The organism is Lentzea sp. NPDC060358 (genome assembly GCF_042725365.1).
Lineage (GTDB): Bacteria > Actinomycetota > Actinomycetes > Mycobacteriales > Pseudonocardiaceae > Lentzea.
In genome coordinates this window covers 1-21,085 of the sequence record NZ_JBHXCW010000136.1, presented here as the reverse complement: position 1 = coordinate 21,085, position 21,085 = coordinate 1, and the positions used below count along the sequence as shown (strand labels likewise).

The 21,085-nt window shown below is 72.3% G+C and carries 22 protein-coding genes; 18 read left to right on the top strand and 4 right to left on the bottom strand.

What is annotated here, in order from left to right; all coding sequences use genetic code 11:
* The 5 genes from ACFWGZ_RS25830 to ACFWGZ_RS25810 form a co-directional block, all read left to right on the top strand.
* Positions 1–912, top strand: a 912-nt coding sequence (locus tag ACFWGZ_RS25830) for an NYN domain-containing protein (RefSeq protein WP_382454148.1), incomplete at its 5' end; no start/stop codon positions are given.
* Between the two features lie 65 nt (positions 913–977).
* Entirely contained in the window at positions 978–1,982 is a 1,005-nt protein-coding gene (locus ACFWGZ_RS25825) for an NlpC/P60 family protein (RefSeq protein WP_382454147.1), read from the top strand.
* A gap of 10 nt (positions 1,983–1,992) precedes the next feature.
* The gene (locus ACFWGZ_RS25820) at positions 1,993–2,775 is read left to right on the top strand and encodes a basic secretory protein-like protein (protein ID WP_382454146.1); all 783 of its coding nucleotides are present in this window, start codon (positions 1,993–1,995) and stop codon (positions 2,773–2,775) included.
* A gap of 9 nt (positions 2,776–2,784) precedes the next feature.
* Positions 2,785–3,888 (top strand): glycosyltransferase family 4 protein, encoded by a 1,104-nt coding sequence (locus ACFWGZ_RS25815; RefSeq protein WP_382454145.1) that lies wholly within the window; start codon positions 2,785–2,787, stop codon positions 3,886–3,888.
* 59 nt (positions 3,889–3,947) lie between these two features.
* Positions 3,948–4,151 carry a hypothetical protein gene (locus ACFWGZ_RS25810; protein WP_382454144.1) on the top strand — a complete coding sequence of 68 codons (204 nt, stop codon included), beginning with the start codon at positions 3,948–3,950 and terminating at the stop codon, positions 4,149–4,151.
* Between the two features lie 220 nt (positions 4,152–4,371).
* On the opposite strand, the gene ACFWGZ_RS25805 is transcribed toward ACFWGZ_RS25810, so the two are convergent.
* A complete protein-coding gene (locus ACFWGZ_RS25805; RefSeq protein ID WP_382454143.1) occupies positions 4,372–7,230 on the bottom strand; it encodes a BTAD domain-containing putative transcriptional regulator in 2,859 nt (952 codons plus the stop codon).
* 243 nt (positions 7,231–7,473) lie between these two features.
* Complete coding sequence (locus ACFWGZ_RS25800; protein WP_382454142.1) at positions 7,474–9,270, bottom strand: AMP-dependent synthetase/ligase; 1,797 nt, start codon at positions 9,268–9,270, stop codon at positions 7,474–7,476.
* Between the two features lie 98 nt (positions 9,271–9,368).
* On the opposite strand from ACFWGZ_RS25800, the gene ACFWGZ_RS25795 reads away from it, so the two are divergent.
* The 7 genes from ACFWGZ_RS25795 to ACFWGZ_RS25765 all read left to right on the top strand — a co-directional run bounded on the left by ACFWGZ_RS25795 (position 9,369) and on the right by ACFWGZ_RS25765 (position 13,880).
* Positions 9,369–9,749: a polyketide cyclase / dehydrase and lipid transport gene (locus ACFWGZ_RS25795; protein WP_382454141.1), complete on the top strand. Its 381-nt coding sequence runs from the start codon at positions 9,369–9,371 to the stop codon at positions 9,747–9,749.
* Positions 9,750–9,779: 30 nt separating this feature from the next.
* Positions 9,780–10,568, top strand: coding sequence for a metallophosphoesterase (locus tag ACFWGZ_RS25790; protein WP_382454140.1), 789 nt, complete (start codon positions 9,780–9,782; stop codon positions 10,566–10,568).
* A 23-nt stretch (positions 10,569–10,591) separates the two neighbouring features.
* Positions 10,592–11,032 carry an SRPBCC family protein gene (locus ACFWGZ_RS25785; RefSeq protein ID WP_382454139.1) on the top strand — a complete coding sequence of 147 codons (441 nt, stop codon included), beginning with the start codon at positions 10,592–10,594 and terminating at the stop codon, positions 11,030–11,032.
* Positions 11,029–12,249 carry an ArsA family ATPase gene (locus tag ACFWGZ_RS25780; RefSeq protein ID WP_382454138.1) on the top strand — a complete coding sequence of 407 codons (1,221 nt, stop codon included), beginning with the start codon at positions 11,029–11,031 and terminating at the stop codon, positions 12,247–12,249. The genes ACFWGZ_RS25785 and ACFWGZ_RS25780 overlap by 4 nt, the downstream gene beginning before the upstream one ends.
* 12 nt (positions 12,250–12,261) lie before the next feature.
* The gene (locus tag ACFWGZ_RS25775; RefSeq protein ID WP_382454137.1) at positions 12,262–12,612 is read left to right on the top strand and encodes a hypothetical protein; all 351 of its coding nucleotides are present in this window, start codon (positions 12,262–12,264) and stop codon (positions 12,610–12,612) included.
* 14 nt (positions 12,613–12,626) lie between these two features.
* A complete protein-coding gene (locus ACFWGZ_RS25770; protein WP_382454151.1) occupies positions 12,627–13,595 on the top strand; it encodes an ROK family glucokinase in 969 nt (322 codons plus the stop codon).
* Positions 13,596–13,664: 69 nt separating this feature from the next.
* Entirely contained in the window at positions 13,665–13,880 is a 216-nt protein-coding gene (locus ACFWGZ_RS25765) for a DUF2945 domain-containing protein (protein ID WP_382454136.1), read from the top strand.
* A 280-nt stretch (positions 13,881–14,160) separates the two neighbouring features.
* Here ACFWGZ_RS25765 and ACFWGZ_RS25760 read toward each other — a convergent pair whose 3' ends face one another.
* On the bottom strand, positions 14,161–14,643 hold the full coding sequence (locus ACFWGZ_RS25760) for a hypothetical protein (protein WP_382454135.1): 483 nt from the start codon (positions 14,641–14,643) through the stop codon (positions 14,161–14,163).
* 212 nt (positions 14,644–14,855) lie between these two features.
* Between ACFWGZ_RS25760 and ACFWGZ_RS25755 the strand changes: the two genes are divergently transcribed.
* From ACFWGZ_RS25755 to ACFWGZ_RS25735, 5 genes are all read left to right on the top strand, one after another.
* On the top strand, positions 14,856–15,581 hold the full coding sequence (locus tag ACFWGZ_RS25755) for a lysophospholipid acyltransferase family protein (protein WP_382454150.1): 726 nt from the start codon (positions 14,856–14,858) through the stop codon (positions 15,579–15,581).
* Between the two features lie 21 nt (positions 15,582–15,602).
* The gene (locus ACFWGZ_RS25750; RefSeq protein ID WP_382454134.1) at positions 15,603–16,115 is read left to right on the top strand and encodes a polyadenylate-specific 3'-exoribonuclease AS; all 513 of its coding nucleotides are present in this window, start codon (positions 15,603–15,605) and stop codon (positions 16,113–16,115) included.
* A 76-nt stretch (positions 16,116–16,191) separates the two neighbouring features.
* Positions 16,192–17,220 carry a 6-phosphofructokinase gene (locus tag ACFWGZ_RS25745; RefSeq protein WP_382454149.1) on the top strand — a complete coding sequence of 343 codons (1,029 nt, stop codon included), beginning with the start codon at positions 16,192–16,194 and terminating at the stop codon, positions 17,218–17,220.
* Positions 17,221–17,534: 314 nt separating this feature from the next.
* Positions 17,535–18,029 (top strand): FAD-dependent monooxygenase, encoded by a 495-nt coding sequence (locus ACFWGZ_RS25740; protein WP_382454133.1) that lies wholly within the window; start codon positions 17,535–17,537, stop codon positions 18,027–18,029.
* A complete protein-coding gene (locus ACFWGZ_RS25735; RefSeq protein ID WP_382454132.1) occupies positions 17,954–18,454 on the top strand; it encodes an IclR family transcriptional regulator C-terminal domain-containing protein in 501 nt (166 codons plus the stop codon). The genes ACFWGZ_RS25740 and ACFWGZ_RS25735 overlap by 76 nt, the downstream gene beginning before the upstream one ends.
* Positions 18,455–18,503: 49 nt before the next feature.
* Here the strand turns inward: ACFWGZ_RS25735 and ACFWGZ_RS25730 are convergent, their stop codons facing one another.
* Entirely contained in the window at positions 18,504–19,511 is a 1,008-nt protein-coding gene (locus ACFWGZ_RS25730; RefSeq protein ID WP_382454131.1) for a DUF2891 domain-containing protein, read from the bottom strand.
* A gap of 163 nt (positions 19,512–19,674) precedes the next feature.
* Here ACFWGZ_RS25730 and ACFWGZ_RS25725 point away from each other — a divergent pair, with 163 nt between their 5' ends.
* Complete coding sequence (locus tag ACFWGZ_RS25725; RefSeq protein ID WP_382454130.1) at positions 19,675–21,063, top strand: class II 3-deoxy-7-phosphoheptulonate synthase; 1,389 nt, start codon at positions 19,675–19,677, stop codon at positions 21,061–21,063.
* Positions 21,064–21,085: the final 22 nt, after the last annotated feature.

The window sequence follows — 21,085 nt, the reverse complement described above, 5'->3', positions numbered from 1 at the left end:
GCCGTGGTGCGCGCGGAGCGGATGGAGGGCGAGCTGGAGCGGCTGCGCGCCGAACGCAGCCAGCTCGGCACCGCCGCCGAACGCGTCCGCGCGGACGCCGAAGTCGAGCTGGAACGCCTGCGCAAGCGGTTGCGCGAGCAGGGCGTGAAGCTGCGCGAGGCCAAGGACGCCGCGGAGGCCGCGGCCTCCGAAGTGGACAAGATCCAGGAGCGGACGGCCGACGAGGTCAAGCGCCTCACCGCCGAACGCGACCGCGAGCGGGAACGGGCCGAGACCGAGCGCGGCAAGGCGCAGCGGGCCATCGCCGACGCCGAGGTGGCGCGCCAGTCCGCCCGTGAAGCCCGGCAGGCCGACGAGGTCCGCCTCGCGTTGCTCGTGGACACCCTCGACGGCGCCGTGACCGGCCTGCGCCGCGAACTCGCCCTCGGTGGCTCCGGGCCGCGCCCGGCCGACCTCGTGCGGGGCGCCAGCGCGTCGCAGGGGACCGTGGGACGCGTGGAGGACCCGGCCGCGCTCGACCGGCTGCTGGCGCTGCCCGCGGTGCACCTGGTCGTGGACGGCTACAACGTCACGAAGACCGGCTACCCGGAACTGTCCCTGTCGGACCAGCGCGACCGGCTCGTGCACCAGCTCGCGGTGCTCGCCGCGCGCACGGGCGCCGAGGTGACGCTGGTGTTCGACGGCGCCGGTGTGGTCGCCGTCCCCGCGGCGGCCCCTCGGGGCGTGCGCGTGCTCTTCAGCGACCCCGGTGTGCTGGCCGACGACGTCATTCGCGCGCTGGTCACCGCAGAGCCCGAGGGCCGGCCCGTGGTGGTGGTGACGTCGGATCGCGCGGTCGCGGACTCGGTGCGCCGGCGGGGTGCGCACCCCGTGCCGTCCGCCGTGTTGCTGGCCCGTCTCGGGCGCGTTTGATCACCCGGTAGCCTGACGCCGTCGATCTTGGCGGTTCGGTTCTGGCGAGGGGGATCGGCGACCTCATGTCGCGCAAGCTCACCCGTGGTTTCCTGGTTGTCGTCGTTCTGCTCTCGGTCACCCCGGCGGTGTCCCTGGCGGCTCAGCCCGCTGATCCAGCGCGTGCGTACGCGGATCTGACAGCGCAGGCGACGAAGCTCAACGAGGACGTCCTGCGCGCGCAGGAGGATCTCGTCCAGCGCCGCGCCGAACTCGAGCGCGCGACCTCCACGGTCGTGGCCGCGCAGCAGATCGAGCGGCAGGCGAAGACCGACGAGAACGACTTCCGCGGCCAGGTCGACCTCATCACCCAGGCGTCGTTCGAGGGCGCCCGGTTCAACCAGCTGTCGGCGCTGCTCGTCGCGGACTCGCAGCAGGACTTCCTGAACCGCCTGGAGGCGATGCGGATCCTCGCGACCGACCGGGCCGAGTCGCTCGCGCGCCTGTCCGGCGCCGTGGAGAAGGCCCGCCAGGCCCACCAGGTGGCGGAGACCGCGCGGGCCCGCGCCGCCGAGGCAGCCGGAGCGGCCGAGCAGCTCAAGGCCGACCTCGACGAGCGCAAGCGCGTGCTGCAGGCGCAGATCGGCGAGGTGCGGACGGCGCTGACGCGGCTGCCCGCCCCCGTCGCCGCGAAGCTCAGCGACCCCGGCGACCGGTCGGCGGTCGGCGTGCCGTCCGGGGTGGCGGGGCTCGCGCTCGCGTTCGCCCTGGCACGACGCGGCGACGACTACCTCTACGGCGGCACCGGGCCCCGGTCGTGGGACTGCGCCGGACTCACGATGAAGGCCTACGCGGCGGCCGGTGTCGCGATCCCGCGCACGTCCGGTGGCCAGGCCTCGGTCGGCCGCCCGGTCGGCCGCGGCGAGGTGCGCGGCGGCGACCTGGTCATCTACTACGGCAGTCGCTCGCACGTCGCCATGGCGGTCGACAACACGCGCGCCGTCCACGCCTCGACCGAGGGGCAGCCGGTGAAGATCGCGCCCATCGACGCCATCGGGCCGATTGCGGTCATTCGGCGTATCGAGGGCTAGCGTTGCGCCGGTGAAGCACCTCCGGACGTTGCTGGCGATCACGGTCGCCATGACGTTCCTGCTGGGCCTGACGGTGGCGACGAGGCCCGTCGACCAGCCGTCGGCCCAGGACGTCGAGTGCCGCGAAGTCGTGTCGACGACGTCGTCGGGCACGGTCACCAGCAGTTCCTGCGACAGCGAGCTGGCGACGCGGGTGTCGGCGTTGCTGGACGAGTCGGTGCGCGGCGTCGCCGATATATTGGATATCAACCCAGGCAAGATCTCCTGGCTGCGGCGCGTCGACGTCGTCGTGCCACCGTCGGACGCCGACCTGGTCGCGCTCGTCGGACCGGCGTTCGCGGACATGGCCGGCATCGCGATCCGCGACGGCGCCGGGCAGCGGGTGGTCCTCAACCGCACGCGCGCGGCGGCGCTGACCGACCTCGAACTGCGCGTGCTGCTGCGGCACGAGATCACGCACGTGGCGACGCGCGACCTGACGTCGGACGCGGCCCCGCTGTGGCTGGTCGAGGGGTTCGCGGACTGGGTGGCGTTCCACGGCCTGGGCCTGTCGCTGCGCCAAGCGGCGCCGGCGCTCACCCCGGACGTCTCCGCCCTGCCGACCGACTTCAGCGGCCCGGCCCGCGACCTCGCCTACCAGCAGGCGTACTCGATCATGGTGTACCTGGAGTCGGGGCTGGGGGAGCACGGCGTCGTCGACTTCTTCCTGCAGCACGCGTCGATGTCCGCGGTGGACCTGGACGACGTCGACGTCGCGGGCTGGCGCGCGTTCCTGCGGACGAGCATCGGATAGCGTTGCCCCGTGCGCCGAACCCTGCTGGTGACCAACGACTTCCCGCCCCGCCCCGGCGGCATCCAGTCCTACCTGCACGCGTTGGCGACACGCCTGCCCACCGACTCGCTCGTCGTGTATGCGCCGAAGTGGAAGGGCGCGGAGGAGTTCGACGCGCGGCAGCCGTTCCCGGTGGTGCGGCACCCCACGTCGCTGATGCTGCCGACGCCGGACGTCCTCGCGAGAGCCCGCGACATCGCCCGCGCCGAGTCGTGCGAGGCCGCGTGGTTCGGCGCCGCGGCCCCCCTCGCACTGCTGGCACCGTCGCTCGGCCTGAGCCGCGCGGTCGCCTCCACGCACGGGCACGAGGTCGGCTGGTCGATGCTGCCGGTGGCCCGGCAGGCGTTGCGCGCCATCGGGTCCGGTGTGGACGTGGTGACGTACGTCAGCAAGTACACGCGCTCGCGCTTCGCCGCGGCGTTCGGCGCGATGGCGGCCCTGGAACACCTGCCGTCCGGAGTGGACACCGACCTGTACCGCCCGGACCCGGCCGCCCGCGCCGAGATCCGCCGCCGGCACGGCCTGGGCGACCGCCCGGTGGTCGTGTGCGTGTCGCGGCTGGTGCCGCGCAAGGGCCAGGACGTGCTCATCCGCGCCCTGCCGCTGATCCAGCGCTCGGTGCCGGACGCCGCCCTGCTGATCGTCGGCGGCGGCCCCTACCGCGGCACCCTCGAGAAGCTGGCGGAGGGCAACCCCGACATCGTGCTGACGGGCTCGGTGCCGTGGGAGGAACTGCCCGCGCACTACAACGCCGGCGACGTCTTCGCCATGCCGTGCCGCACCCGCGGCCGGGGCCTGGACGTCGAGGGACTCGGCATCGTCTACCTGGAGGCGTCGGCGACGGGCCTGCCCGTGGTGGCCGGACGCTCCGGCGGCGCACCCGAGACCGTGCTCAACGGCACCACCGGCAACATCGTCGACGGCCGCGACGTCGAGGACGTCGCCGAGAAGGTCGCCGCATTGCTCGCCGACCCGGAGATGGCCGCGAAGATGGGCCGGGCCGGACGGGAGTGGGTGAGCGACCACTGGCGGTGGGACCAGCTCGCGCACCGCCTCGAAGGCCTCATCGGCTGACGGGCTGGTCGCCCCGATATCCAATACGCGATATATCGTGGCTCGGCGATCGGGGCTCGATGGTCGACGTCGACGGACCTGCGGGTGACGACGGCGTCGAAATGTTCGCGGCCGACGACGGCGTCGTCGTGGAACTGTTCGCGGTTGACGACGTAGTCGTCGAAATCGAAGGTGGTCGGCCGACGACGCCATCGTCGAACCGCTCGCGCGACGAAGTCGTCGGATTCACCGCGACGACGACGTCGTCGATCTCCCCGCATTGACGACGCCGTCGACCTGCTTGTCGCCGACGGCGTCGTCGAACCACCCGCCACCAACGACGACCTCGTCGAAGTCTGCTTTCGACGACGACACCGTCGTCGCACTCTCACCCACCGATATGCGATATATCGGACTAGGCGCAGATGACAACGTTGTCACCAGGCGTCATTCGATGGCGCAGCCAACGTGGCCCATATGCCATGTACTGGATATCAGCGGACCTCAGAGCAGCTCGCGGGCCCGGTTCTCCAGCGCCCGCAACCCCAGCTCCGCACTGCGTCGCACCGCCTCCTCCGCCGCCGCCCGAGACTCGGCAGGCCGGGACAGCTCGCCCCGCACCACGGCCAGACTGATCAACGCGCGCACCTCCCCGGAGGCGTAGCCGATGCGTCGGGCCGTGCCCAGGGCCTGCTCGAACAGCGCCTCCGCCACCTCGGGCTCGCCCAGCGCGCGCCGGACCGCGCCGAGCGTGATCCGGGCCGAGGTCGCGACCTGCGGGTCTCCGCCGTCGGCGACCAGCGACAGCGCTCGGGTGGCGGAGGTCAGGGCGGCGTCCGGGTCGCCCTCGGCCAGTTCGACGGCGGCCAGGTTGTCGAGGGCCTCGGCGTCGCCGGCGGGGACGTTGCCGATCTCCAGCGCCCGGTTCAGGTGGGCGCGGGCCTCGGGCAGGCGGCCCTGCAGGCGCAGTGCCATGCCCAGGTAGGCGTGGCTGTCGGCGTTCGGGGCCAGTGCGAGGGCCTCGGAGAAGTGCTCGACGGCGTCGTCGAGCTCGCCGAGTTCCACGGAGAGTTGGCCGAGGTTGTAGAGGCCGGTGCTGACGCTGTCGGCCGAGCGCAGCATCGCGAGGCAGCGGAGCAGGGCCTGCTTGGCGAGGCCCAGCTCTCCCGAGCGGCGGTGCACGAGGCTCAGGTTGTTCAGCACGCTCGCTTCGGCGTCCTCGTCGCCTAGGTCGCGGTAGAGCTCGATCGCGTGGTCGTGGTGCTCGACCGACAGCGCGTACTCGCCCAGCCGCAGGTAGAGGGTGCCGAGGTTGGCGTGCATCGCGGCCTCGGCCGGGCGGTGGCCGTGCGCCTGGGCCGCGGCCAGGGCGTGGCGGGCGGTGGCGAGCCATTCGCCTACGTGCTGGCCGATCCACAGGTAGCCGCGCAGGGCGTCGGCCAGCTGCCAGGCGAGCGGGGCCGGGCCGTGGTCGGCGGCGTGCCGGATGGCGGCGGCCAGGTTCGGGCGTTCCGCGTCCAGCCACGCCAGGGCCTCGGCCGCGCCGGGGATGCGGGGCGCGGGGCCCGCCGGTGACGTCGGCAGGCGCACGATGCCGGGGTAGAGCAGTTCGGCGCACCGCTCGACGCCGCGCAGGTAGTGGTGCAGCAGGGCGGTCCAGGCCAGGTCCAGCTCGGCGGGGCCGTCCGGCTCCTCGTGCAGCGCGGCGGCGTGGCGGACCAGCTCGTCGTGGAACCGGTAGCGGCCCGGCGCCGGGGAGACGACCAGGCCGGCGATCTCCAGGACGGTCAGCAGGCCCTCGGCGTCCACGGCGGCCAGCGCCGAGGCGGCCTCGGCGGTGAAGTCCGGGCCCGGCACCACCGACAGCAGCCGGAACAGCCGCCGCGGCGCGGGCGGCAGGGCCGCGTAGGCCAGGTCGATCGGGGAGCCCGAGATCGTCTCGTCCTCGCGGCCCGCCAGGTAGGCCGCGGCGACCCGCAGCGCGAGCGGCAGGTGGCCGCACCGCTCAGCCAGCTCGGCGTGGTCTCCCGGCACCCGCAGCGACGACAGCAGCGCGGCCGACTCCGGCGGCGAGAACACGTCGACCGGCACGGTCCGGGCGCCGTTCAGCGCGATCAGGCCGCGCAGGTCGTCGCGCGAGGTCACGATCACGCGGCACGACGCCGTGCCCGGCAGCAGCGGGCGCACCTGGTCGGGTGCGGCGGCGTTGTCGAGCACCAGCAGCATCCGCCGGCCCGCCAGCAGTGAGCGCAGCACGGTGCTCTGCTCGTCCGCGTCCGCCGGGATCTCATCCGGCGGCACGCCCAGCGCCCGCAGGAACCGCGACAGCACGTCCATCCCGTCGGCCGGCGGGCCCAGCGCGTAACCGCGCAGGTCGACGTGCAGCAGGCCGTCGGGGAACCGGTCGCGCAGCAGGTGCGCCACGTGCATCGCCAGCGTCGTCTTGCCCACGCCCGGCGGTCCCGCCAGGGTCACGATCGGCACCGAGCCGCCCGTGATCAGCCCCGAGATCCGCTCGACGTGCCGGGCGCGGCCGGTGAAGTCCGCGATGTCGTCCGGCAGCCGCATCGGGGCGGGCGCGCGTTCCGGTGCGCGGGCCGGCACGGGCGCCGCCAGCTCCGGCGCCCCCACCAGGATCGCCTGGTGCAGCGACCGCAGCTCGGCGGACGGGTCGATGCCCAGCTGCTCGTCGAGCGTCCGGTCGACCTGCCGGAACGCCTCCAGCGCCTCCGCCTGGCGGCTGCTGCGGTAGAGCGCGAGCATCAGCTGCGCCCAGAACCGCTCGCGCAGCGGGTGGTCGCGCGTCAGGGAGAACAGCTCCGGCACGAGGTCCGCGTGGTGGCCCAGCGCGAGCTCCACGTCCACGCGCTGCTCGTGCACCGTCATCAGCAGCTCGGTCAGCCGCGGCGCGTGCTCGGCGTGCAACGTCTCCGACGGCACGTCCGACAGCACCGGGCCGCGCCACAGCTCCAGCGCCTCGGCAAAGGCTTTCCGCGCCGTCACCAGGTCGTCGGCAGCGGCGGCGGCACGACCGCGCGCGGCCGCGTCGGCGAACCGGTGCACGTCCACGGCCAGCGGGTCCACGCGCATCCGGTAGCCGTCGGCGGCGGTCTGGACCAGCGACGGGTCGCCCAGCGCCGAGCGCAGCCGCATGACGTACGTCTGCACCGCGCCACGCGTGCGCGCGGGGGGAGCGTCACCCCACACGTGCTCGACGAGTTCCGTCACGGGCACGACGCGGTTGGGCCGCAGCAGCAACGCCGCCAGCAACGCCCTGTGCTTGCCCGCGCGGAGCACCACCGGCGAGCCCTGCAGGCGCACCTCCATCGGGCCGAGCAGCCGGAACTGCGGACCCGGAGCCATCGCCTTCCCCTCGTGGTCGCCGGACGATCCCTTCGCCCGACAGCCTATTGGCGTGCTGTCGCGGAGTGACATCGACGCGTCAGCGAAACGTCAGCGCCGTACGGCAATGTTCTCCACGTCCCGGTCGGGGGGCCGGGGCGACAACTTCTCGGGTTCGGCGGATTCTCCGCGGATCGCGATCGCTGGGGGTCGAAAGGCCCAGGAGCTCTCTCTCAGCTCCTGGGCCTTTCGCGTGTTCCGGAACTACTTCGCGTAGATCGCGTCGATGTCCGACGCGTAGGTCGTCGCCACGACCGACCGCTTGAGCTTGAGCGACGGCGTCATCTCGCCGCCCGCCTCGGTGAAGTCCACCGGCAGCACGCGGAACTTGCGGATCGCCTCCGCCTTCGACACCGACTTGTTCGCCTCGTCGACCACGGCCTGGATCTCCGCGATCAGGTCGGCGTCCTCGATCAGGTCCGGGACCTCGGCCGACGCCGGCTTGCCGTGCGACTCCTTCCACGACGGGAAGAACTCCGGGTCGATGGTGATCAGCGCGCCGATGAACGGCTGCTTGTCGCCGACGACCATGCACTGCGAAATCAGCGGGTGCGCCCGGATGCGGTCCTCGAGCTGCGCGGGGGAGACGTTCTTGCCACCGGCGGTGACGATGATCTCCTTCTTGCGGCCCGTGATCTTGAGGTAGCCGTCGGAGTCGAGCTCGCCGATGTCGCCGGTGTGGAACCAGCCGTCCTCCAGCGCCTCCTTGGTGGCGGCCTCGTTGTTCCAGTAGCCGGTGAAGACGATGTCGCCCTTGATGAGGATCTCGCCGTCCTCGGCGATGCGCACCGACGTGCCGGGCACCGGCAGGCCGACCGTGCCGACCTTCTCCGAGCCGCGGAACGTCACGCACGCCGCCGCCGACGTCTCGGTCAGGCCGTAGCCCTCGTAGACGGGGATGCCCGCGCCGCGGAAGAAGTGCGACAGCCGGTCGCCCAGCGGGGCGCCGCCGGAGACCGCCGCGACGGCACGGCCGCCCAGCGCCGCCCGCAGCTTCGCGAACACCAGCTTGTCGAACACCGCGTGCTTGAGCCGCAGGCCGAGACCGGGACCGCCGTTGTCGAGCGCGGTCGAGTACGCGACCGAGGTGGCCTCGGCGGCGTCGAAGATCTTGCCCTTGCCGCCGGCGTGCGCCTTCTGCTTCGCGCCGTTGTAGACCTTCTCGAACACGCGCGGCACCGCGACGACGAACGTCGGGCGGAACTGGCCGAGGTCGTCGACGAGGTTCTTCACGTCGGCGGTGTGGCCCAGCGTCACGCGCGAGTACACGCACGCCAGCGCCAGGGCGCGGGCCAGGATGTGCGCGAGCGGCAGGAACAGCAGCAGCGAGTTGCCCGCGGCGAGGATCTCCGGGAACCGCGACAGCGCCGAGCGCACCTCGGACACGAGGTTGCGGTGCGTCAGCGTGCAGCCCTTGGGCCGGCCCGTGGTGCCGGACGTGTAGACCAGCGTGGCCGTGTGCTCGGCCTTGGCCTGCTTGCGGCGCTCGTGCACCTGCTCGTCGGTGATCTCCGCGCCCAGCGCGGTCAGCTCGTCGACCGCGGCGGCCGAGCCCTCGATCTGCCACACGTGGCGCAGCTCGGGCAGCTTGCCGACGACGTCGTCGACCAGCGCGCGGTGCGAGGACGCCTCGACGAAGACCGCCTTGGCGCCCGAGTCGGACAGGATCCACTCGATCTGGTCCGCCGACGAAGTCTCGTAGATCGGCACCACGACGCCGCCCGCCGCCCAGATGGCGAAGTCGAGCAACGACCACTCGTAGCGGGTCTTGGAGACCAGGCCGACCCGGTCGCCCAGCTCGAGACCGGCCGCGACGAGGCCCTTGGCGACAGCCATGACCTGCGCGGCGAAATCACGCGCCGTGATGTCCACCCAGGTGCCGTCGACCTGCCTGCGGAAGCTGACGGCGTTGCCGAAGCGTTCCGCGTTGGCCCACACCATGTCGGTGAGGTTCTCCTCCGGAGCCACTTCGGCGGTGGCGGGGACGCTGAACTCGCGCACGTCAACCTCCGTACGGTGTTTTGTTACTGGTGGGGAAACTTAGCGTGTGATTCCGGCGATACAAAGGTTGGTACGCCCTTCCGTTACCTTTTGTCCCCATGGCCAGCGTCGATGTCGTGGACGAGACTTTCCTGGCGGTACCACCCAGCGTGGTCGCCGCCGCCTTCGCCGCGCCGGCGTCGTGGCGCGAGTTCTGGCCCGATCTCGTACTGGACGTCTACGCGAACCGCGGGGACGAGGGACTGCGCTGGACGGTCGGCGGCGCGCTCGTCGGCACGATGGAGGTCTGGCTCGAGCCGATGCTCGACGGCACTGTGCTGCACTACTTCCTCCGCGCTGATCCGCCCACCGGGTCGTTCACGCCGCGCACCGCTCTCCGGGAGGTGCGGCGGCGCCAGCTGGACGCGAAGTCCGTCGCACTGGGCCTCAAGCTGACGCTGGAGGACGGCCGTCCCGCCGGCTGCCCACCGCTCCCGTGATCTTGCCAAGACTTCAACTAAGTTGGAACCGTGCGGGTTCACGTGGTTTCCGATGTGCACGGCAACGCGGAGGCGCTCGCGCGCGCCGGTGAGGGCGCCGACGCCCTCGTCGTGCTCGGCGACCTGATCGACTTCGTCGACTACCACGACCACTCCCGGGGAATCCTCGGGCGCGTCTTCGGGGCCGAGAAGGTCGGGGTCTTCGCCGAGCTGCGCCGCGGCACCCGGCGCGCCGACACCGCGAGCTACATCCGGTCGCTCTGGGACGGTCTCGCGGACGCGCGTTCCGTCGTGGAAGAAGCCGTGCTGGAGCAGTACCAGGCGCTGTTCTCGGCGATGTCCGCGCCGACGTACGCCACACCGGGCAATGTGGACAGTCCCCACCTGTGGCCGCAGTTCGCGGGCGTGGGCGTGCACGTGCTCGACGGCGAGGCGGCGGAGATCGGCGGGCTGCGGTTCGGCTTCGCGGGCGGCGGGCTGCTCCTGCCGGGCGCGGTCCGCAACCCCGGCGCGCCCTGGTTCCCGTACCTGCGCACGGAGGAGGACATGGCCGCGGCGCTGGAGGGGATGGGGCAGGTCGACGTGCTGTGCACGCACATCCCGCCGTCGGTGCCCGAGCTCACCTACGACGTCGTGGCGCGCCGCCCGGAGTGGGGCTCGCGGGCCGCGCTGGCCAAGATCGTGCGCGAACGGCCCCGCTGGTCGGTGTTCGGGCACGTGCACCAGCCGTTGGCCAGGCGCGTGCGCATCGGCTACACCGAGTGCATCAACGTCGGTCACTTCCAGCGCAGCGGCAAGCCTCACGTCCTCAACTGGTAAAGACGCGAGTAACCTCCTCACACATGGCCGACGAGTCCACTCAGTCCATCGTCATCGACGCTCCGCCAGAGAAGATCATGGCGATCATCGCGGACTTCCCGTCGTACCCGGACTGGGCGAACGGGATGAAGGAGGTCGAGGTCCTCGGCACCGGTGCGGACGGCCGCGCCGACCAGGTCCGGTTCGCGATCGACCAGGGTCCCGTCAAGGACGAGTACACCCTGTCCTACGACTGGGCCGCCGACGGCCTGTCGGTGCAGTGGGACCTCGTCAAGGGCACCATGCAGAAGTCCCAGCACGGCAGCTACGTGCTGGCGCCCTCCGGCACCGGCACCAAGGTCACGTACACGCTGTCGGTGCAGCTGGTGATCCCGATGATCGGCCTGTTCCGCCGCAAGGCCGAGAAGCTGATCCTCGACACCGCGCTCAAGGAGCTCAAGAAGCGCGCGGAGAAGGCGGCTTGAGCCAGGTCCTGCTCTTCACCGGCAAGGGCGGGGTCGGCAAGACGACGCTGGCCGCCGCGACGGCGGCCTCGCTGGCGGCCGGCGGCCGCAAGGCGCTCGTGGTCTCCACCGATCCCGCGCACTCGCTCGGTGACGCCCTCGACACCCGGCTGGGTTCCACGCCGTCCGAAGTGGACACCCCCGAGCTGGGCGTCGGCGGGCTCTACGCCTGCCAGATCGACCCCCGCGGCCTCGTCGACGAGGCGTGGGGCGAGCTGCGCGGCCACCTGCGCACAGTGCTCGCCGGAGCGGGCGTCGACGAGCTCGACGCCGAGGAGCTCACCGTGCTGCCGGGCGTCGAGGAGCTCCTCGCCCTGGCGGAGGTGCGGCGCCTCGCGGTGTCCGGGCCCTGGGAGGTCGTGGTCGTCGACTGCGGCCCGACCGCCGAGACGCTGCGGCTGCTCTCGCTGCCCGAGGCGTTCGCGGGCTACCTCGAACGGCTCTTCCCGACCCACCGGCGCGTCGTGCGCGGCCTGCTCGCCGGGGTCGCGGGCACCGGCACCGCCGAGAGGTGGGACGCCACGGCTGACGCGCTGAGCAGGCTCGCCGAGCGGCTGGACGCGCTGCGCTCGCTGCTCGCCGACCCGTCGTCGTGCTCGGTGCGGCTCGTGCTGACCCCCGAACGGGTGGTCGCCGCCGAGACCCGGCGCACGCTCACCGCGCTCGCGCTGCAGGGCATCCGCGTCGACGGCGTGGTCGCGAACCGGCTGGTGCCGGCTCCGGGCGACGAGACCGGCGCGGCGGCCGACTGGCTGCGGACCCGCCGCCGGGAGCAGGACGCCGTGCTCGCGGAGCTGACCGGGATCGGCGGCATCCGCACGGTCGGGCACCGCGCGGCCGAGCCCGTCGGCGTGCCCGCGCTGCTCGAGGTCGCGGCGCAGCTCTACGGCGACGACGACCCGGTGCCGGGTGCGTCCGGGCGCACGCCGCTGCTGGAGGTCTCCGGCCGCGGGCGCGGGCTCGACGCCCGGTACTCGCTGCGGATCGCGGTGCCGCTGACCGACGACGCGGAACTGGACCTCGCGCGGGTGGACGACGACCTCGCGCTGACCGTCGACGGACGGCGCCGGCTCGTGGCGCTGCCGTCGCTGCTCAAGCGATGCATCGTGACCGGCGCGGAGATGGATTCGGGCGGCGTGACGGTGGGTTTCCGCCCCGACCCCTCGTTGTGGCGCTGATCGGAGCTCTGGATGACCGAGAACGAGGCCGGCAACCCCGGCAAGCTGGCCGAGGAGCTGAGGCTGCTCCTCGACACGGCCGCCGAGCGGATGCAGCCGTGGCTGCAGCGCGTCGCCGAGGCGGGCGACGGCACCCACACGCCCGAGACGTGCGGCTGGTGCCCGGTGTGCAACGGCGTGGCGCTGCTGCGCGGCGACCGCTCGGAGCTCGCCGCCAAGGCCGCCGAGCACGCCGCGGGCCTGGTCGCGGTGCTGCGCGCGGCCCTGCGCGAGCCCGCCGCACCCGCCGCCCCGGCCGAGGAACCGGTGCCGGACGCGGGTCAGCGCGTGCAGCACATCAAGGTCGTCAGGAAGACCGACTAGTGCTCACCGTCGGAGTGGACATCGGGGGCACCAGCGTGCGCGCGGGTGTCGTGGACGCGCGCGGGTCGGTGCTCGACACGTCGCGGGCGCCGACGCCTCCCAGCGAACGCGCGCTCGAGGACGCGATCGTGGCCGCCGTCGAGGAGGTCGCGGACCGGCACGCCGTCACCGCCGTCGGCCTGGCCGTCGCCGGGTTCATCGCCTCGGACCGCCGCACCGTCCGGTTCGCGCCGCACCTCGCGTGGCGGCAGGTGAACGTCGCGGAACGGATGAGCGAGCGCCTCGGCATGCCCGTGGTGCTGGAGCACGACGCGAACGCCGCCGCGCTCGCCGAGCACCGCTTCGGCGCCGCCCGCGGTGCCTCGACGGCGGTGCTGGTCGCCATCGGCACCGGCATCGGCGCCGCCCTGCTGCTCGACGGCGAGGTATTCCGCGGCGCGCACGGCGTGGCGCCCGAACTGGGCCACCTGCGCGTCGTCCCGGACGGCCGCCCCTGCCCGTGCGGCAAGAACGGCTGCTGGGAGCGCTACTGCAGCGGCACGGCCCTGAGCGCCACCGCCGTCGAACTGCTCGCCAAGCACCCCGGCGTCTCGACCGTGCTGGCCCGCGAGGCCGCGGGCGACAGCCGCGCGGTGACCGGGAGGCGGGTGGCGGGCGCCGCGCGCGACGGCGACCCGCTGGCCAAGCGCGCGATGGCCGACCTGGCCCGCTGGCTCGGCGAGGGCCTGGCGCTCGTCGCCGACGTGTACGACCCCGAGGTGATCGTCATCGGGGGAGGGGTGTCGACGTCGGCGCCGCTGTTCCTCGACGACGCCCGCGAGCGCTACGCCTCCCTCGTCACCGGCGCGGGCCACCGGCCGCTCGCGCGGATCCGCACGGCGCAGCTCGGCGACGACGCCGGGATCGTGGGCGCGGCGACGCTGGCCCGGGAGACGGCGGCGCAGCTGACCGCGCGGGGGCCCAGGAACCACCGCCGCTCCTAGGGACGGCTCCCCGCGCGCGTGTCGTCCTCCTGGATGGGTCGACTCGTCCGAACGGGGTACCCCGGTGTCATGAGCGAGCACCCTTTCAAGCCCGGTGACGAGGTCGAGTGGTCCAGCCACGGCTCGAAGACGCACGGCGAGGTCAAGGAGGAGATCACCACGGAGAAGCAGGCGGCCGGCCGCAAGGTCAAGGCGTCGCCGGACGAGCCGCAGTACCGGGTGGAGAGCGCGAAGAGCGGGCGGGACGCGGTCCACAAGCCCGAGGCGTTGAAGAAGAAGAGCTGAGGCTTCCGGGCCTGCTCCCAGGTCCGGAAGAGGTGGTCGCGGCGAGCGGATCGGGGATGTTCGCTCGCCGCGAACGCCCAGGTCGGAAAGGCTCTAGCGGCCGAGACGGCGCAGGATGCGCGGGCGGCGGCGCTTCGCCGGCTCCACGTCCTTCTTGGTCAGCGTCGCCATGGCGCGGGCCATCATCAGGTGCTGCATCTGGTCCATGCCCGACACGGTAAGCACGACCGAATCGTTATCTGAAGATGCGAGTGGCCGTTATCACGTCGTTACCGGGCCTTCACACCTGCGCGCCGTCGTCCCACCCGGAGTCCGGCGGCGGGGTGTTTCGCATGCGCAGGATCAGCCAGCCGACGCCCGCGCACAGCGCCACCAGCGACAGCGGTGTGCCGATGCGCGGCTGCAGGCCGAAGAGGCCGGGGGCGACCAGCAGGACGATGCCGAGCACGAACAGGCCGAGCGCGGCGAGGGTCGAGGCGCGCAGCACCGGGAACGGTGGCGGCTCCGGCGGGACGTAGTGGTCCTCGTCGTCGCGTTCGCGGCGTTCCGGCTCGTCGTCGGGTTCGGGCTCGACGACTTCGGCCACTTCCTCGCGCGTCTCCGCGACGTGCCGGGTGTTCTCCTGGCGCGCCTCCTCGGGGGCGAGCCAGTCCATGCCGACCCCGTCCCGTTCGAGACCCGCGACGATCTCGGCAAAGAGCTCGTCGACGTTCTCGGGGCCGTCGGTCGAGTCGCGCCGGGCGTTCATCCAGAGCCTCTCCACGTGCCGCAACCCTCTGACTCCACATCGTTGCACGACGGCCGAGTGTTGCGGGCTACGTCAGTCGGCTGAGTCACCATCTTCAGGTGCCGGCCGGGCTCCGTGTCTCAGTACGCCGTGACGCCCGGACATGGGATTCGTTGTGTGAGGTGCGGTCGGCTCCGTAGGCTGGTCGCCGGGATCAAGGTTCGGTGTCTAGGGAGGCGCTCCCCGCTGTGCTGTACTGGATCATGAAGCACGTCCTCCTGGGACCGATCTTGCGGCTGTTCTTCCAGCCCAAGATCATCGAGGGCGCCGAGAACATCCCGAAGGAAGGCGGAGCGATCCTGGCGAGCAACCACCTCGCCGTCTCCGACTCGTTCTTCCTGCCGCTGATGCTGTCGCGGCGCGTCACCTTCCCCGCCAAGATCGAGTACTTCACCGGCACGGGGATCAAGGGCAAGCTCCAGAAGTGGTTCTTCTCCGGCGTCGGCCAGGTGCCGATCGACCGGTCCAGCGCGTCCGCCGCGCAGGGGGCGCTCGACACCGGCGTGCGGATCGTGCGCGAGGGCAAGCTGCTCGGCATCTACCCCGAGGGCACCCGTTCGCCCGACGCGCGCCTCTACAAGGGCAAGGTCGGCGTCGCCTGGATCGCCCTGGAGTCCGGTGCGCCGGTCATCCCCGTGGCGATGTTCGGCACGGACAAGGCCAACCCCATCGGCTCGAAGATGTGGAAGCCGTACCCGATCCGGATCAAGATCGGTAAGCCGCTCGACTTCTCCCGCTACGAGGGCCTGTCGGGCGACCGGTTCGTGCTGCGGTCCATCACCGACGAGATCATGTACGCGCTGATGGAGCTCTCCGGCCAGGAGTACGTCGACGTCTACGCGGCCAAGGCCAAGGAGCAGGCGGACGAGCAGGGCGGCAAGCCCGACCGGGTGCCCCAGAAGAAGGCGGGCTGACCGGACCCCTAGGGTGTCGCGGTGCGGTTCTTCTACGACTGTGAGTTCATCGAGGACGGGGTGACGATCGACCTCGTGTCGATCGGCGTGGTCGACGAGGAAGGCCGCGAGTTCTACGCCGTGTCCACCGAGTTCGACCCCGAGCGCGCGGGTCCGTGGGTGCGGCAGAACGTCCTCAACCAGCTCCCCTCGCCCGCCGACAGGGCGTGGCGCAGCAGGGACCGCATCCGCGAGGACCTGCTCGACTTCCTCGGCGCGCGGGGCGCCGCCCGTGACGAGGTGGAGCTGTGGGCCTGGTTCGCCGCCTACGACCACGTCGCGCTGGCCCAGCTGTGGGGTGCCATGCCGGCGTTGCCGCGCGCGTTGCCCCGGTTCACGCGCGACCTGCGGCAACGCTGGGACGACGTCGGCCGCCCGAAGCTGCCGGCCCCGCCCGCCGACGCGCACGACGCGCTCGCCGACGCCCGGCACAACCTCGCGCGCTGGAAGGTGATCGAGGAACACCGGCGGAAAACCGGCTTTCCCGTCCGGTAGGTGAGACCCCGCGTTGCTGCACCGATACAGCTCGTGAAAGTCTGCGTGACACAGAACACGAGAGATGGGGAAGCAGATGCGCATCGGTGTGCTCACTGGCGGTGGTGACTGCCCCGGTCTGAACGCCGTGATCCGGGCCGTGGTCCGCAAGGGCATCAAGGCACACGGCTGGGAGATCGTCGGGTTCCGGAACGGCTGGCAGGGTCCGATCGAGAACCTCACCAAGTCGATCGACCTCGCGGACGTCGAGGAGATCCTCACCCGCGGTGGCACGATCCTGGGCTCGTCGCGCACGAACCCCTACAAGGTCGAGGGCGGTGTCGACCGCATCCGCGAGACCATCGCGGAGAACCAGATCGACGCCATCGTCGCGATCGGCGGCGAGGACACCCTCGGTGTCGCGAAGCGCCTGACCGACGACGGCATCGGCGTCGTCGGCGTGCCGAAGACGATCGACAACGACCTGGGCGCCACGGACTACACGTTCGGCTTCGACACCGCGGTCCACATCGCGACCGAGGCCATCGACCGCCTGCGCACCACGGCCGAGTCGCACCACCGCGCTCTCGTCGTCGAGGTCATGGGTCGTCACGCGGGCTGGATCGCGCTGCACTCCGGTCTCGCCGGCGGCGCGAACGTCATCCTCGTGCCCGAGCGCCCGTTCAACGTCGACAAGGTCGTCGAGCACGTCGAGCGCCGCTTCGAGAGCGAGTTCGCGCCGATCATCGTCGTCGCCGAGGGCGCGATCCCCGAGGGCGGCGCCGAGGTGCTGCACTCCGGCGAGCGCGACGCGTTCGGCCACGTCCGCCTCGGTGGCGTCGGCCAGTGGCTCGCGGAGGAGATCGCGGACCGCACCGGCAAGGAGTCCCGCGCGGCCGTCCTCGGCCACATCCAGCGCGGTGGCACGCCGACCGCCTACGACCGCGTCCTCGCGACCCGCTTCGGCCTGCACGCCGTCGACGCCGTCGCCGCGGGCGACTTCGGCACGATGGTCGCGCTGCGCGGCACCGACATCGTCCGGGTGAAGCTGTCGGAGGCCACCGCCGAGCTCAAGACGGTGCCGGCGGAGCGCTACGAAGAGGCCGAGGTCTTCTTCGGCGCCTGATCCGCCCCGCTGTGAAGGGCCCGGACACCCCCGTGGTGTCCGGGCCCTTTCGCGTGTCCGGCTGGCCGGGGACTCGTGCTGGGGCCGGGAGCCTGCTCGCTGGGATGGTGCTGATTCATCGACCATTGAGCATTCCGGAGGTCCCCGATGGGCCACGCGCGCCCCGTCCTGCCCGAGCCGGACGCCGACGAGACCGGTCCCTGCACCCACCTCGGGTTCTGCCGACCGGGCTCGGCAAGACCGGGCACCGCCCCGACGCCCCGCCGAAACCCCGGGCACCCGCGCCGAAGCCGCTGTCCCGCCACGACTGCGACGTGCTGGTCGTGGGCGCCGGCCCGAGCGGGCTGATGACGGCGGCGCTGCTGGTGCGCCAGGGCGTGCGGGTGTGCGTCGTCGACGCCAACGCCGGGCCTGCCACGCAGTCGCGGGCGTTCGCCGTCCGGGCGCGGACCGTGGAACTGTTCCACGGCATCGGACTCGCCGACGAACTGCTCCAGCGCGGCGTCGTCACGTCCGGGATCCGGTTCCACGTCAGGGGAAAGCACGTCGGGGGCCTCGACTTCGACCGGGCGCGGGCGGCGACCACGCCGTACCAGTTCATCCTGATGGCGCCGCAGTCCGAAGTGGAGGAACTGCCGCGGGACCTCGCGCGCCACGGCGTCACCGTCCGGCGCGGCACCCGGCTCACCCGACCGGCGCTGCTGTCACGGCTCTCCTCGGCGAGATCGCCGCGGTGGTCCACGGCGCGGACCCGGACCTGCTCGACACCTACGACGCCGAACGCCACCCCGCCGGTGTCCGGCTGCTGAAGTTCACCGACCGGCTCTACCGGGTCGCGGCAGGTCTGAGCGGCGTGAAGGCGTGGCTGCGCGACACCGCGGGCCCGTTCCTGATCGGGCGGATGTCGGCCGTCCCGCATGCACGTGGTCGCGTTGTCCCGCAAGCACCTCACGACCGCCGAGATCACCGGGCGGCTCGAAGCGCTGACGGCCCCAGGCGTCCGGACCCACCTCGTGACGCGGGTCGAGGCACGGCCGGACGCCCGCGTGCACCAGGCCTGGCCTGCGTGGCGTCCCCGGTGCTGGGCCACGACGGCGCCGTCGTGGCCGCCGTCAGCGTCGCCGGCCCGGCCACCCGGTTCGACCCGCGCGTACACGCCGCGCAGGTGCGCGCCGCGGCGAGGGGCATCGCGCTCACCCTGATCCGCCGCGCGAACCTGACCGCCGGCAACTGATATGCGGTATATCAACTGATATCCGGTATATCAGCGCCGGCGCACAGCGTCAGAAGGCCTTCGCGTCCAGGTAGGCGCCGAACGTGCCGAGCCAGTGGTCGGCCATGTACCCGTGCCCGCCGAAGACGTAGCTCCACCCGGCCTCGCGGTGCGCGGCGGACGCCGTGCGCGCCAGCGGCACGTACCGGTGGCCCTCGGGCAGCGACTCCGCGATCGCCTCCCAGTTCCACGCCCGCGACAGCGCGAGCCCGGCCAGGTGCGAGCCGTACGGGTCGGCGGGGTCGTCGACCGGGAACGGCTCGCGCAGCACCCGCCACCGCTGCGACTCGAGCTCCGGCAGGTAGGCGTCGAACCAGTCGGCGAACGCGGCGGGCTCCAGGGCGCGGCGCATCAGGTCGGCCGTCGTCAGCGCAGGGGACAGGAAGTCGGCGGCGTCCGGCTCGAACCCGCCGTACCCCGCCTCGGCCCCGTGCCAGCGCAGCGCCGCCTCGCGGCACGCCGTCACGATCTCGGTGTCGCCGGTCGCCAGCGCCGCGTCGTGCACCAGGCCGGTCGCGAACGCGGTGTTGCCGTGCGTGCCGGTCCTGATCGGCAGCCGGGCCTGCGAGATCCACTCCAGCCACCGGTTGCGCAGCACGTCCGCGATCGGCTCGACCGACCACGGCAGGCCGGAGGTGCGCAGCTCCGCGTCGAGGTGCAGCAGCCACGCCCAGCCGTACGGGCGCTCCCAGTACCGGCCCGCCGGCGAGGCGAAGAACTCGGCCTCCACGGCGCAGTTCTCCGGTGTGATCAGCTTGTCGAGGGCGTCCCGGGCCGCGTCGGCGCCCTGCAGCGAGGGCCGCAGGCGCAGCAACCGCACGGCGAGCCACGTCTGGTGCACGCACGAGTGCCAGTCGAACGACCCGGCGAACACGGGGTGCAGCACCCGCTGCGGAACCAGGCGGTGGTCGCCGTCGATCACGTGCGTCCAGTGCACCGGGTGGTCGCGTTGCACGTTCTCGACCGCGATGCCCAGCAACCGGGTGGCGGTGCTGTCATCCAATCGGGTGGCGTTCATGGCCACATCATGCAGTGCGGCGTCCCGGCAGGGGGAGTGGGCGGCTGTTGACACCTGACAGACCTCCCCAGGTGGCCCAACGGAAATCGCACCCCGGAACAGGTGCGGGAGGGCTGACAGGCCCGGCCTGGTCTCTCAGTGTGGAACAATTAAGCTGAGCAGCGTGAACTGGACCGTGGACGTGCCCATCGACACGCTTCCCGAGCTCCCGCCGCTGCCTCCCGAGATGCGCAAGCGCCTGGACGACGCCCTGTCGCGCCCGGCCGCCCAGCAGCCGGAGTGGCCCGACGCCGAACAGGTGCGTCGCGTGCGGGCCGTGCTGGAGAGCGTGCCGCCGATCACCGTGCCCGCCGAGATCGACCGGCTGCACACGCAACTGGCGCAGGTCGCGAACGGTGAGGCGTTTCTGCTGCAGGGGGGTGACTGCGCGGAGACGTTCGCCGACAACACCGAGCCGCACATCCGCGCGAACATCCGGACCCTGCTGCAGATGGCCGTCGTGCTGACCTACGGCGCGAGCCTGCCGGTGGTGAAGGTCGGCCGCATCGCCGGCCAGTACGCCAAGCCGCGCTCGTCGAACATCGACGCCCTCGGCCTGGCGTCCTACCGCGGCGACATCATCAACTCCCTGGTCGCGACGCCCGAGGCCCGCGTCCCGGACCCCGGCCGCATGATCCGCGCCTACGCCAACGCCGGCGCGGCGATGAACCTGCTGCGCGCGCTGACCGGCGCGGGTCTCGCGGACCTGCACCGCGTGCACGACTGGAACCGCGACTTCGTGCGCACCTCGCCCGCGGGCGAGCGCTACGAGGCCCTGGCCGGCGAGATCGACCGGGGCCTGAAGTTCATGTCGGCCTGCGGCGTGAACGACCAGTCGCTGCACGGCACGGAGATCTTCGCCTCGCACGAGGCGCTGCTGCTCGACTACGAGCGCGCGCTGCTGCGCCTCGACACGACGGGCGACCAGCCGCGGCTGTACGACCTGTCGTCGCACTTCGTGTGGATCGGCGAGCGCACCCGCCAGCTCGACGGCGCGCACATCGCGTTCGCGGAGATGCTGTCGAACCCGATCGGCCTCAAGATCGGCCCGACGACGTCGCCCGAGATGGCCGTCGAGTACGTCGAGCGCCTCGACCCCCGCAACGAGCCGGGGCGTCTGACGCTCATCTCGCGCATGGGCAACCAGAAGGTGCGCGACGTGCTCCCCGCGATCGTCGAGAAGGTCGAGGCCAGCGGCCACAAGGTCATCTGGCAGTGCGACCCGATGCACGGCAACACGCACGAGTCGTCGACCGGCTACAAGACCCGCCACTTCGACCGCATCGTCGACGAGGTCCAGGGCTTCTTCGAGGTGCACCGCCGGCTCGGCACGCACCCCGGCGGCATCCACATCGAGCTCACGGGTGAGGACGTCACCGAGTGCCTCGGCGGCGCCCAGGAGATCTCCGACGACGACCTCGCCGGCCGCTACGAGACGGCGTGCGACCCGCGCCTGAACACGCAGCAGTCGCTCGAGCTCGCGTTCCTCGTCGCCGAGATGCTGCGCTCCTAGTCCTCCGGGACCGCTCGAACGG

Excerpts from the sequence above, each read along its gene's own strand:
- ACFWGZ_RS25745 (WP_382454149.1), top strand. The coding sequence starts at position 16,192 with ATGCGCATCGGTGTGCTCACTGGCGGTGGTGACTGCCCCGGTCTGAAC.
- ACFWGZ_RS25810 (WP_382454144.1), top strand. The coding sequence starts at position 3,948 with ATGGTCGACGTCGACGGACCTGCGGGTGACGACGGCGTCGAAATGTTC.
- ACFWGZ_RS25730 (WP_382454131.1), bottom strand. The coding sequence starts at position 19,511 with ATGAACGCCACCCGATTGGATGACAGCACCGCCACCCGGTTGCTGGGC.
- ACFWGZ_RS25785 (WP_382454139.1), top strand. The coding sequence starts at position 10,592 with ATGGCCGACGAGTCCACTCAGTCCATCGTCATCGACGCTCCGCCAGAG.
- ACFWGZ_RS25805 (WP_382454143.1), bottom strand. The coding sequence starts at position 7,230 with ATGGCTCCGGGTCCGCAGTTCCGGCTGCTCGGCCCGATGGAGGTGCGC.
- ACFWGZ_RS25825 (WP_382454147.1), top strand. The coding sequence starts at position 978 with ATGTCGCGCAAGCTCACCCGTGGTTTCCTGGTTGTCGTCGTTCTGCTC.
- ACFWGZ_RS25795 (WP_382454141.1), top strand. The coding sequence starts at position 9,369 with ATGGCCAGCGTCGATGTCGTGGACGAGACTTTCCTGGCGGTACCACCC.
- ACFWGZ_RS25765 (WP_382454136.1), top strand. The coding sequence starts at position 13,665 with ATGAGCGAGCACCCTTTCAAGCCCGGTGACGAGGTCGAGTGGTCCAGC.
- ACFWGZ_RS25775 (WP_382454137.1), top strand. The coding sequence starts at position 12,262 with ATGACCGAGAACGAGGCCGGCAACCCCGGCAAGCTGGCCGAGGAGCTG.